This is a genomic window from Ferdinandcohnia salidurans (assembly GCF_042680725.1).
Taxonomy (GTDB): Bacteria; Bacillota; Bacilli; order Bacillales; family Bacillaceae_L; genus Ferdinandcohnia; species Ferdinandcohnia salidurans.
Map to the genome: position 1 here is coordinate 55,841 of NZ_JBHUEK010000011.1, position 11,640 is coordinate 67,480.

At 39.7% G+C, this 11,640-nt stretch carries 14 protein-coding genes and 1 rRNA gene; 8 read left to right on the top strand and 7 right to left on the bottom strand.

The window, feature by feature from the left end; translation table 11 throughout:
- Positions 1-72: 72 nt before the first annotated feature.
- Positions 73-1,101, top strand: coding sequence for a type 2 isopentenyl-diphosphate Delta-isomerase (gene fni, locus ACFSFW_RS09560; protein WP_388037513.1), 1,029 nt, complete (start codon positions 73-75; stop codon positions 1,099-1,101).
- Between the two features lie 100 nt (positions 1,102-1,201).
- On the opposite strand, the gene ACFSFW_RS09565 is transcribed toward fni, so the two are convergent.
- The 5 genes from ACFSFW_RS09565 to ACFSFW_RS09585 form a co-directional block, all read right to left on the bottom strand.
- Positions 1,202-1,843, bottom strand: a complete 642-nt coding sequence (locus ACFSFW_RS09565; protein WP_388037516.1) for a response regulator — start codon at positions 1,841-1,843, stop codon at positions 1,202-1,204.
- 12 nt (positions 1,844-1,855) lie between these two features.
- Positions 1,856-2,974: a GAF domain-containing sensor histidine kinase gene (locus tag ACFSFW_RS09570; protein WP_388037519.1), complete on the bottom strand. Its 1,119-nt coding sequence runs from the start codon at positions 2,972-2,974 to the stop codon at positions 1,856-1,858.
- Positions 2,975-3,039: 65 nt separating this feature from the next.
- Positions 3,040-3,405 (bottom strand): VOC family protein, encoded by a 366-nt coding sequence (locus ACFSFW_RS09575; RefSeq protein WP_388037522.1) that lies wholly within the window; start codon positions 3,403-3,405, stop codon positions 3,040-3,042.
- Positions 3,406-3,419: 14 nt separating this feature from the next.
- Positions 3,420-4,445, bottom strand: a complete 1,026-nt coding sequence (locus tag ACFSFW_RS09580; protein WP_388037524.1) for an S-adenosylmethionine:tRNA ribosyltransferase-isomerase — start codon at positions 4,443-4,445, stop codon at positions 3,420-3,422.
- A gap of 3 nt (positions 4,446-4,448) precedes the next feature.
- The gene (locus ACFSFW_RS09585; protein WP_388037526.1) at positions 4,449-5,165 is read right to left on the bottom strand and encodes an SDR family NAD(P)-dependent oxidoreductase; all 717 of its coding nucleotides are present in this window, start codon (positions 5,163-5,165) and stop codon (positions 4,449-4,451) included.
- Between the two features lie 240 nt (positions 5,166-5,405).
- On the opposite strand from ACFSFW_RS09585, the gene ACFSFW_RS09590 reads away from it, so the two are divergent.
- The 4 genes from ACFSFW_RS09590 (at position 5,406) to salA (ending at position 8,537) form a co-directional block, all read left to right on the top strand.
- Positions 5,406-5,636 carry a hypothetical protein gene (locus ACFSFW_RS09590; RefSeq protein WP_304220126.1) on the top strand — a complete coding sequence of 77 codons (231 nt, stop codon included), beginning with the start codon at positions 5,406-5,408 and terminating at the stop codon, positions 5,634-5,636.
- 270 nt (positions 5,637-5,906) lie between these two features.
- The gene (locus tag ACFSFW_RS09595) at positions 5,907-6,350 is read left to right on the top strand and encodes a YbaK family protein (RefSeq protein WP_304220125.1); all 444 of its coding nucleotides are present in this window, start codon (positions 5,907-5,909) and stop codon (positions 6,348-6,350) included.
- A gap of 67 nt (positions 6,351-6,417) precedes the next feature.
- A complete protein-coding gene (cwlD, locus tag ACFSFW_RS09600) occupies positions 6,418-7,131 on the top strand; it encodes an N-acetylmuramoyl-L-alanine amidase CwlD (RefSeq protein ID WP_304220124.1) in 714 nt (237 codons plus the stop codon).
- Between the two features lie 356 nt (positions 7,132-7,487).
- The gene (gene salA / locus ACFSFW_RS09605; RefSeq protein ID WP_304220123.1) at positions 7,488-8,537 is read left to right on the top strand and encodes an iron-sulfur carrier protein/transcriptional regulator SalA; all 1,050 of its coding nucleotides are present in this window, start codon (positions 7,488-7,490) and stop codon (positions 8,535-8,537) included.
- Positions 8,538-8,589: 52 nt separating this feature from the next.
- Here the strand turns inward: salA and gerD are convergent, their stop codons facing one another.
- Positions 8,590-9,186, bottom strand: a complete 597-nt coding sequence (gene gerD, locus ACFSFW_RS09610) for a spore germination lipoprotein GerD (RefSeq protein ID WP_304220122.1) — start codon at positions 9,184-9,186, stop codon at positions 8,590-8,592.
- A gap of 147 nt (positions 9,187-9,333) precedes the next feature.
- Here gerD and ACFSFW_RS09615 point away from each other — a divergent pair, with 147 nt between their 5' ends.
- A complete protein-coding gene (locus ACFSFW_RS09615) occupies positions 9,334-9,930 on the top strand; it encodes a KinB-signaling pathway activation protein (protein ID WP_388037531.1) in 597 nt (198 codons plus the stop codon).
- 28 nt (positions 9,931-9,958) lie between these two features.
- Here ACFSFW_RS09615 and pdaB read toward each other — a convergent pair whose 3' ends face one another.
- The gene (pdaB, locus tag ACFSFW_RS09620) at positions 9,959-10,723 is read right to left on the bottom strand and encodes a polysaccharide deacetylase family sporulation protein PdaB (RefSeq protein ID WP_304220120.1); all 765 of its coding nucleotides are present in this window, start codon (positions 10,721-10,723) and stop codon (positions 9,959-9,961) included.
- Positions 10,724-10,866: 143 nt separating this feature from the next.
- Between pdaB and ACFSFW_RS09625 the strand changes: the two genes are divergently transcribed.
- Positions 10,867-11,097 (top strand): hypothetical protein, encoded by a 231-nt coding sequence (locus tag ACFSFW_RS09625; RefSeq protein ID WP_099364851.1) that lies wholly within the window; start codon positions 10,867-10,869, stop codon positions 11,095-11,097.
- Between the two features lie 294 nt (positions 11,098-11,391).
- Positions 11,392-11,640, top strand: a 16S ribosomal RNA gene (locus ACFSFW_RS09630); the annotation flags it as partial.

An 11,640-nucleotide genomic window follows, 5' to 3' on the forward strand; every position in this document is an offset into this window, starting at 1 on the left:
ATTAGGTCTAGAGACCGTGTTTGCTGTAAGTAACATGAGTGTGTGAATTTAGAATAAGGGCAGGTGTTAGTGATGGCCAACTCAATTGAGCAAAGAAAATCTCAACATATTCAAATTACTCTGAACGAAAAAGTTACGGGAGAATCAATTTCAACAGGTTTAGAGAAGCTTGTGTTCGTTCATAATGCACTCCCTGAAATTGATTTTGATGAAATCTCTATTAAAACCAAATTCCTAGGCTTTGAATGCCAAACTCCGTTTCTCATCAGTTCGATGACGGGTGGGACAGGCCTTGCGGAGGCGATTAACCGAAACTTGGCTATAGCTGCTGAGGAAAGGGGTTGGGCTCTAGCACTCGGATCAACTCGGGCGCTACTCGACAGTGACGGACATGCTTCCTCTTTTCAGGTGAGGGAATATGCACCAAGCGTCCCAATTATAGCTAACTTAGGAGCGGTTCAGTTAAATTTCGGATATGGAGTCGAGGAATGCAGGCGAATTATCGAGATGACCGATGCGGATATGCTCGTTCTTCATTTGAACAGTATCCAGGAAGTGATTCAAGATAATGGAGATACGAATTTTAAAGGGTTATTAAAGAAGATTGAACAACTATGCAAAACACTGGAGGTTCCTGTCGGGGTTAAAGAAGTCGGATGGGGAATTGATGATCAAACAGCTAAAAAGTTAGTTGATGCAGGAGTTGCATTTATTGATGTTGCAGGAGCCGGTGGGACTTCGTGGAGCCAAGTTGAAAAATTCCGATCTAATGACCCTATTCGTCGGGCTGCTGCTGAAGCATTTAGCGAATGGGGGATTCCGACGGTGGAATCAATCAGATTGGTTCGTGGTGAGATTGGAGAACGTCCGTTGATAGCCAGTGGTGGAATGCAGACGGGACTAGACGGTGCCAAAGTTATCGCTTTGGGGGCCGATCTTGTCGGATTCGGACGATCTATCCTGAAAGAAGCGACCCAGAGCGTGGAAGATGTTGTTGAAGTAATGAAAGTTCGAGAAATGGAACTTCGAATGTCAATGTTCGGAATCGGTGCGGCAACGATTCAGGAGTTAAAGGATACCCCTCGCTTAAAGGGGAAATGATGATGCACTACTGTAATGTCATAGGTTAATCTTTTGTTTATAATGAAAGACTCTCAACGATCGGTTGGGAGTCTTTTTTGAGTAATTATATTCCTTAGCTTTAGTCAACTAACTGATTTTTGACTGCATATAGCGCTGCTTGTGTCCGGTCAGCTAATTCGAGTTTTGCCAACAGGTTTGAAACATGGGTTTTGACTGTTTTTTCAGTGATGAATAAGGAACTTGCGATTTCCTTATTGCTTTTTCCTTTGGCAATTTCCTTTAACACGTCTACTTCTCTTTTTGTTAATTCCTCAAATACTTGTTTCGCCTGGTTCTTGTTAGAGGATAAATTGGCCAGGAGGTGTGAGGTTGCTTTTGGGTGAAGCTGGTTTTCACCGCCCATGATTCTTTTAATTGAGGACACAAGGTCATCAGGCTCAATGTCTTTTAATTGGTATCCGGACGCTCCTGCTTCTAGGGCAGGTATGACGTGGTCTTGATCAGAAAAACTGGTCAACATCATGATTTTGATGTCAGGTTGTTCTTTTTTGATTACTCTTGTTGCCTGGATACCGTCCATCCCAGGCATAACCAAGTCCATGAGAATTAAATCCGGTTTTAATGATTGTGCTTGTTGTATGGCCTCTTTTCCATTTGCCGCTTCTCCGACAATCATCATGTCTTTTTGTGTACGAAGGAAAAAGACGAGACCGCGCCTGACGACATGATGGTCGTCTACTACTAATATCCGTATACTCACTTACATATCCCCCTAAAACGGGATCTGGACTTCTATTTCTGTTCCAATTCCCGGCTTACTTTGTAAAGCAAAAGTCCCGTTTAAGCTTTCAGTCCTTATTTTCATATTTCGTAACCCCAACGAGAGGATTTCAGAATTTACTTCATAGTGGAAGCCACACCCCTTATCCCTAATGTTCATTATTACACCAGCTTCAGAGGCTTGTAATTCTAAATCTACCTCAGTTGTCTGTGAATGCTTTTTACAATTGGCTAGAGCCTCCTGCCCAATGCGCCACAACGATTCCTCTACTTTTCCAGGCAGGTTGGCTGCGCCTGTTAGTTTTGTTTCGATAGAAAGACCTAACATCTCAGCGTAGCTTCGTAAGGCACTAATGAGACCATTTTCAAGTCCCTCTGGCCGTAGCTGCCAAATTAATGCTCTCATTTCACCAAGTGCCTCTTGGGCCATATCTTGTAGATAGGTGAACGTTTGTTTGACTTCGTTACTTTCTGTCAATTCAACCCCAGCCCTAGCGGTAAGACTTAATGAAAAAAGGAGTTGATTAACGGAGTCGTGAAGGTCCCGTGCCAGACGGTTTCGCTCAGCAACGAGTGCTGTCTTTTGCTCACGTTGGGTTAGTTTAATTCTTTTCAATGCAGTTCCGATTTGGTAGGCTACAGCCTCTAGTAAGGCGAGTTCATTTTTCTCGAAATTTGTTTTGTTTGGGGCCCCCACATTTAAAATCCCAAACCGTTCTTGGCCAGCTCGGAGCGGGACAGTGGCGTGATGAGTCAGACCACCAGTTTCTCCCGCCTTCTCATCAAGAACATCCTCAATTCGTTTACATTCGATAATATTTGTTGCTTTATGGAGTTGCTGATTATTATATTTGTTTACACACCAGCACTTACCATGGCACATCCGTCGCTTATGATCAAAGGCTAAAGCAGGCGGTAGGGCTTCGTCAGCAATAAGATGATGTGTGCCATCGTCATCTATTAAAAATATCCAACCTGTTTGAAGGCCTGTTACTTGAAGAAGCTTTTTCAAGACAACCTTCAATACGTCTTCTGTGTCTGTTCCTTCGTTTAAAAGCTCAGCTATCTCTTTTAAAATGTTGAGTTGTTGATATCTGTCCTTACCTGACATTGTTCTCCCTCCGCCATGAAATATCTGTTTCCATTATATCGTATTTATAATTTTCAGATTCTGTTTTATCTAATAAGTTTACCGTTAGCACTGGAAACCTGCAATAATTCTACTATTTCTCGATTAGGTCCTTCATAAAAGACTGTTTGCCACCCATTATCAAGTTCATAAGGACCCTCCATTTTCCGAAGTGCTTTACATCGGGCCATTACATCAGTCAGATTATTGACCTCAAAACAGATATGAGTGTTTAACTGGTTTTCTTCATTACTAGAGACTAATTCAAGACGAAAATCACCTAAAGTTAAAAAAACAATTTCTTCCTCCATGAATATAAAGTGTGATTCTGTCTCAAAACCGAATTCTCTTTTAAAAAATTCAATAGAATTTTTAAGATGACTTACATGAACGCCAACATGATGGAGCTTCATAGCTAAACCTCCAATTATATAATCAGATTCATATCACCGAATTCATGCCATAAATAACCGGCGTCAATGGCATCGTCGTAAGCCTGGAGCAGATGCTGTTTAGAAATAAAGGCGGATAGCATATCGAGATGGCTTGCCTTTGGCTCATGGAATCCCGTAATGATTCCGTCAGCAATTTTTAAAGGAAAGTGTTGATTGATATATAAATTTGTTACCCCTGAAAGTGCGCCAGATATTGCAAAAGTCTCAAGTGCTCGAACTACAGTCGTTCCTACGGCTATAACTCTTTTACCAGCAGCTTTTGTCTCAAGAATCCTTTGTTTGGTTTGTTCAGATATATGGTATTCTTCTTCGTTCTCTTCTGGGGTTTGGTGCCACTTGTCATCAAGCAAATAACTGAGCCCAGTATGAAGTTGAATAAAATCAACCTGAATTCCTTTTCGCATTAGTGTAAATAACAGTTCCCAGCTAAAGGCTCTACCAGCTGAGGGCATCTCGACCGAACCAGGATGGCTTGCGAAAACCGTTTGATAATAGTCCAAATCCCAGGGATGATTGATATATTCGTAACGAACAGGTTCTCCGAGACGATAGAACATGTTTAATAGGTCGGAGCCTTTCTTCGCAAACTTCAATATAGCTAATGGTGTATTTTCCTTTATACCAATTACCTTTGCCGAAAGCTCAGGGGCAAATATGAAGGTGTCGCCAATATTTGTATAATCCTGAACAATGAGTGCCTCCCATGTATCCTCTGTAAGACGTCTCGCCAGCCGAACTTCGACTTTGGTTACAATTTTTCCATTACCTAGACGCTTTACTTTGAAAACTGCTGGTATGGTGCGGCTGTTATTTAAAATAACAAGGTCTCCTTGCTGTAAATGTTCAGGTAAATGAAAGAAAAGGTCATGTTGGATCTTACCGTAACTCCGGTCAAGCATCATCATCCGGACGTGATCTCTTCTGATGCCACGCTCTTCAGGGGGAAGGGAAGCGTTTAATTCGTTTGGAAGGTAAAAATCTAGAGTCTTGTCTACCATGTCCTACACCTCCTCCTCGGATTGGGCTGAAAATCGTTTGCCAGTAATGCCTTTTGCTCGATTAGATGCTAAATATAAGAAAATATCAACTACTTCTTCAGGTTTTGCTAACGGATAATCGCAATCTGGAACAGCGAGTCTGTGCATATCAGTGTCCATTTCGCCAGGGTCGACCATATTAATCCGAATTCCGGTCTCGCTTAATTCATCGGCCAATGTTTGGGTAATGCCTTCAACAGCGAATTTTGAAACTCCATATGCCCCCCAGCCTGCATAACCAATGTGACCAGCCTCTGAAGTAACATTGATAATGGAACCTTCGTTACGTTCCAGCATTCCTAGGCAAACCCTTTTTGTAACTAAAAAGGTTGATACTGCATTCACCCTTAATACTTCAGCAAAGTCTTCTTCAGGATAATCAAGAAGTAGGGGCATTGGGCTCGGGCCTAACATAGAAGCATTATTAATCAAAACATCAATCTGTCCATAAGCCTCCTCGGTAATTGAAACGAATCGATCTACATCTCTCGAGCGGGAAACATCAGCGATAACAGCAAGTACTTTTGCACCTAAACTCTCTGCCTCTTGCTTGACTTTCAATAGAGCATTTTCTGTCCTCGCACAAATTGCAAGCCTTGCACCTTCCTTGGCAAAGGCTAATGTCAGTGCTCTTCCTAAACCTTTTGAAGCACCAGTAATCATTACAACTTTATTTTTCATTTATTATCTCTCCTTCTTGTTCTCGATGATTTAAGCATACCGATTCCTGAAAAATCCTTCTTCGTAAAAAAGCTTGAATTTTTCTACGACTTTAGGATGAGATTCATACTTATGAGATTCCTGATAGGAGAAATAAATACCGATAAGGGACAACCTTTCGTCAAAATTCAAGTTATTTCGAGCAACCTAGATACATATGATTGATTAAGAATATACACAAACATAAAGGGTGGGTGGAAAATGAGTCGAATCCAAAAATCAATACTCGGTGCTTTTATTGGTGTATCTTCGGCAGGTATGTGGTTGATCGTCGATCTCTTACTTCCGGAACCAATTGGTGATTACTTGTTGTTTCTCATCATGGGTATAGTCCATATGGTTATTGGCTGGCAAATAGCAAGATTGGTTGGAAAACAAAAAGAAGATTCACCAGTGGAAGGGCAAGAAAGTCTAAAGACATCCGATATATAGAAATGAGGCTCTCAAATCATAAGATTGAGGGCCTTTTATTTGTCTGTGTCTAGCACCAGGCGCCATCGGCTCTCTGGTCTAAGCCAATCGCTTCGGAAGGTAAAGTACACCTTCTGTCAGCGCTCGTCTTATGCTTGTCGCCGATAAGCGGGCACCCTCTGCTTTTCTTGTGTATGCATAGTTTATTTTGGAAGTTAAGGTAGTTTGTGTTTAGCGCATGTTTACATGGATGCAGTAGGAAACTATCTGTCAAAGGGGGTTTCTTATACGATGAATGTAATTACAACCTTCAAGGAAAAACGGAAAGAGAAGCAAATCAAGTATGAACGAAAAATGCTGCGTGAGCTCTCATTAGAAGAATTAAAGAAGAATGTCGTGGACTCATTTAGTAGTTTTTTTAGAATGGATTCCATACTTGGCAGTGCAATTGAAGAAGGCTGTATTGATGTTGCAATAGAAGCATACCTACTCGGTGCGAAATATAGCAAGTTTGGTTATTATGGAGAATCTGTAGAAGAAGTACGGATGCGCTGTTACCGATTTGAAAAGAATCTAATTGATGCGTTATATGAGTTCATTTGCTATTGGGGGCATATTGGCGACCAAGGCTTTGTCAATGAGTCTCTTTATTATGCATGCGAGCACTATGTGACCTATTGGTGGACGGAAGGTTTCCAGAAAGGAGAAAAAAGACACCGGCTAAAATTGCATTAGAATTTTTAATCATATATACTCTCCTTGTCCCATATATTTACACATAGGGACATGCAGGAGGGAAATGATGAATAAGAAACTTAAAATTACCGGTATCCTCTTAGGAGCTGTTGTTTTATTTTTAATTATACAATATCGATTTATGGATAAAGATGTTTGGGACCCGTGGAGTTTACCCTTATCGGGGAAGGTTATAATTATAGACCCTGGACACGGTGGCCCAGATGGGGGCGCCGATAACGGGGACGTGCAAGAAAAGGACATTGCCCTAGAAATCTCCAAAAAGCTCCGTGACTACTTGCAGCAACAGGGTGCTTTTGTACAAATGATACGAGAAGAAGATACAGATTTAGCCCCTGAAGGAATGAGAGGGTATAGTAAACGGAAGACAGAGGATTTGAAGAAACGAGTTCAAACCATTAATGAATCAGATGCGGATTTATTTATAAGTATTCATTTAAATGCCATACCATCTCCTAGATGGAGAGGCGCGCAAACCTTTTATTTTAGTACCTATAAGGAAAATGAAGCAGTGGCCAAATTTATTCAAGATGAGCTTCGAAACAATCTCGGAAATACAACACGACAAGCAAAAGCGATCAACGGTGTTTATTTATTAAAAAGTGCGAAAAAACCTGGTGCACTTGTAGAGGTAGGATTCCTATCAAATCCGGAGGAAAAAGCACTATTAGTTCAAGATAAATACCAAGACAAGGTCGCAGCCTCCATTTATACTGGTATAAACCGCTATTTCTCCAACGAATCAAACCCACCTGAATAAGTGTGGGTTTTTTAACTTTATTCAGTAGAAGTCCCTTAATTTTTATTTCGGTAAGAATAAAGAAAAGTTATAATCAGAGAAGAGTAGTTCTAACCCGACTGAATAAAGTTAAAGCCTCCGGCGGATGCCATGATTTTTCAACGGAAGCTTTTCGAGTAGTAAGATCAAAGACTAAAAACGCCACATCCTGTGGCAAAGTCTTTATGACCCACTTCCTGTGGGCCTAAAAATCAGGCGCAAATACGCCGAGACGTATTTGATTTAATAGCTATGACACTCCTCACAATGTAATTTGGGACAGGTATGATATAATATAGGTGGAGTGAAACCGAATACAGTTTAGGTGGTGTTTTATTATGTTAACTGAGCAACAAGTAAAAGAAGTCTTAAATCAACTGCAAGATCCATTCTTACATAGAACATTCGAAGAAACGAATGCAATCCAAGAGATTAAAATAAAAGAAGAAAAGAAACATGTCAGCGTAAAAGTTGCTTTATCAAAGACTGGTACTGGTGAGCAGCTACAGCTTCAATCTACAATTGTTAATGCATTGAAACAAGCGGGAGCAGAATCTGTAGGACTTCGTTTTACTGACTTATCACCAGAGGAACTCGCGAAATTTAAGACTGAAACAGCGGGTGAATCTGCTCCTTTATTATCCCCAGTAAATCAAACTACCTTTATTGCGGTAGCAAGTGGTAAGGGTGGAGTAGGTAAATCTACCGTCTCTGTAAACTTGGCTGTGTCTTTAGCTAGACTAGGCAAAAAGGTTGGTATTATTGATGCAGATATTTACGGATTCAGTGTTCCAGATATGATGGGAATTACAAAGCGCCCTGTTGTTCGAGGCGAAAAGATTATCCCTGTTGAAAGAAAAGGGGTAAAAGTCATTTCAATGGGCTTCTTTGTGGAAGACAATTCACCCGTTATTTGGCGTGGTCCAATGCTAGGAAAAATGTTAAATAACTTCTTTAATGAAGTCGAATGGGGAGATCTAGATTACTTAGTTCTAGATTTACCGCCTGGTACAGGTGATGTAGCACTAGATGTTCATACTATGCTTCCGCATTGTAAAGAGATTATTGTGACAACGCCACACCCTACAGCAGCATTTGTAGCAGCCAGAGCGGGTGCGATGGCTCTTCGTACAGAACACGAAGTACTTGGTGTCATTGAAAATATGTCTTATTTTGAAAGCAAAGTAACCGGCGAAAAGGAATATGTGTTTGGTAAAGGCGGCGGGGAGAAACTTGCGGAAGATCTTCAAACATCCTTACTAGGGAAAATTCCATTAGGTCAGCCTGATTGGAATGACGACGACTTTGCGCCATCTGTTTATGACGAAAGTCATCCAACTGGAAAAATCTATAACGAAATTGCAAAACGAGTAATTGATGCCATTTAAATTAAAAAGAACCTCCTGAATTTCAGGGGGTTCTTTTATTTAGGGAGGAGGACTAGCTATTTCCGGTTCCTTGTCCTTCGTCTTTTTTCGCTTTTTCTGCTTTTTGCATATCCTCTGCGGCTTTAATGAGAATGTCTTCTATTTTCGCTTTATATAATGGGCTCTCAAGTGTTTCACTAATTACGACTTGGAGATGCTTTCTAAACTCCTGACTTTTAAGAACATCGGTAAATTGTTGTTCCATCTCAGGATTCTTTAAAATATCCATCACCATTTTTTGATAATCGGGATCCTTCATTAAGTCTTTAATGAGCTTTTCATGCTCCGTTTTCATACTTTTTGCGTATTCTTCTACAAACTTTGTGTCTTCGAACGTCTTTTTCCAAAATTCAACCCCGTTGTCAGAAGTAAGGGTTTCACGGATGGCATCTTTTACAACGACTTGATCCATGACGAGATGCTGCTTAAACTTTTCATCTCGCATGAGTTCCTCAACTGCCTTTTTACCGTCATCGGTTTTCAATATATCGACAACCATTTTTTTCGTCTCTTCATAGTCCATTCGATTTTGTTCAACATTCGCTGGGGCACACCCAACTATTGCTAATAGAAAACTAAAAATGAGGAGGAGCGACATCCATTTTCTCATTTATAAGCTCCTTTCATAAGGGATCCTTACTTGTTAATATGCTTTTTTTGTTAAAAAATATTCACTGATTGCATGCTGAGAAACTGGCATTTATCCCCGACACTTTGGTACAATCATAATTGAATATATAGAGTGGGGGATTTTGTCGTGAAAAGTCGAAATTGGGTAAGGTTGTTCCTGTCTACCTTACTAATAGGCGCAATAAGCACAATCATTACCGGATTTGCTGTTAAATGGAGTGAATATAAAGAGTTATTTATTGCATCGGATTTTGTCGAAATACTTATGGTCATATTTTGGCTCATCGGTGTTGGATTTATTTTTAGTATTATTAGCCAAATGGGTTTCTTTGCCTACTTATCAGTTCACCGAATTGGACAAGGGTTGTTTAAAGGTGCATGGAGTCCAGCTCAAATTGTGTTAATAGCTTTTGTATTGTTTGACTTAATTTATTTTCGCTTTCAGGTATTTGCAACAGAGGGTGAGACTATTTCCTCATATGTATGGGTTCCTGTTGGGATATTCGTGTTTTCATTAATCATTGCCTACTTTAAAAGCAAACAGACAAACCGTAAGGCGTTCATTCCAGCCGCATTCTTTATGTTTGTTGTTACTGTAATTGAATGGGTGCCAGCAATTAGAGCAAATGACGAGAGTTGGTTGTATTTAATGATTTTTCCTCTTTTAATTTGCAACGCTTATCAATTATTAATACTTCCAAAAATTACGAAACAAAAAAGCTGACCCTAGGGATCAGCTTTTTTATTAACATTCATTCGACAACTTCACTTTTTACATCCGCATTATTTAGCATGTCACTTACTGTTACAAATGACAGACCTTTACCTTTAATGCCTTTCAATACTCCAGGAAGTGCTTCAGCAGTCTGCTTAGCTGAATCTGAAGCGTGGAATAAGATAATGTCTCCGCTCTTTACCTTGTCTATAACATTACTCGTAATTTTAGCTACACCAGGATTGTTCCAATCATTTGAATCAATACTCCAGTGGATGAGAGTATATCCAAGAGAATCCAAAACCTTTACTACCCTAGAGTCAAAATTTCCATCAGGTGTTCTAAAAAAGGAAATAGTTTTGACACCCATTTTCTTAAATGCATCTTGTGCCTTATAAACATCCTTTTTAATTTGGGCATCATCTAATTCAGTATAGTTTTTATAATCATATCCTTTAATGCCAATTTGATGACCATCCTTCACAATCCGTTCAACAATTTGGGGATGTCGCTCAGCCCACGATGCAGAAAGAAAAAAGGTCGCATTAGTCACACCTGAATTTTTTAAGGTATCGATAATCGGCAAGGCCTTTGTATCTCCCCAACTAATATTAAAAGTAAGTGCAACAGTCTTTTCGCTTTTTTCTCCTGTATAAATCACGCGTGGTCCATTTTCAGTTGAAAAAACAGGAGAAATATTGCCTTTTTCTATATAAAAGATACTGGCGGTAAACAATGAAGCGAAAAGAATAATCAATGTTTGCTTAATCCTCTTGCTACTCAGGATGTAGAAAAAATTCATTTTTATCCTCCTTGTCCAAAGAATCTTCTGTCTAAATAATATGCTTGTCATCCATATTTATGTGCAAATATCTTCGAAAAATCAATTCATAAAATAACTAAATCTGGTAATAACTAGAATTACAACAAACATGAGGTGAAACTATGATTGGATTATTAGTTGATCAAGTGGAAGTTAAAGAACTAGAATACCTTCTAAAAAGAGAGATGGACGAAATATTGTTTGATGTAGAAGATGCACGAATAGACCATATAGTAAAACGAGCAATGGAAGAAAGATATCAAATCTTATTTCGCTTATTTAAAAGAATTGCTGACCCAACAGAGTGCAGCAGGTATATTCGCACAAAGAAGGTAAACAGCAAAAAAGGTTAGGAGAGGGCAAAGAGGATTATATAATGCCAATATGGTCCTCTTTTATTATAAATGATTTTTTTTATAAAGATTATTGACATGAGATTCAGACGATGATATATTAATAAACGTCGTCGCTGACGATAAAGAATTTCAAAAAAAGTTTTGAAAAGTTGTTGACTTAAAATGGTCAACATGATATATTAAAAAAGTCGCCTCGGAGCGGCAAACTAAAAAAAGTTCTTTGAAAACTGAACACAATACAAGCGTCAACGTTTAATTCTAAAGTAACAAATTATTGAGCAATCAATACTCTTATTGGAGAGTTTGATCCTGGCTCAGGATGAACGCTGGCGGCGTGCCTAATACATGCAAGTCGAGCGAACTTTTGGGAGCTTGCTCCCAAAAGTTAGCGGCGGACGGGTGAGTAACACGTGGGCAACCTGCCTATAAGACTGGGATAACTTCGGGAAACCGGAGCTAATACCGGATAACATGTGAGACCACATGGTCTCATATTAAAAGATGGCTTTTAGCTATCACTTATAGATGGGCCCGCGGCGC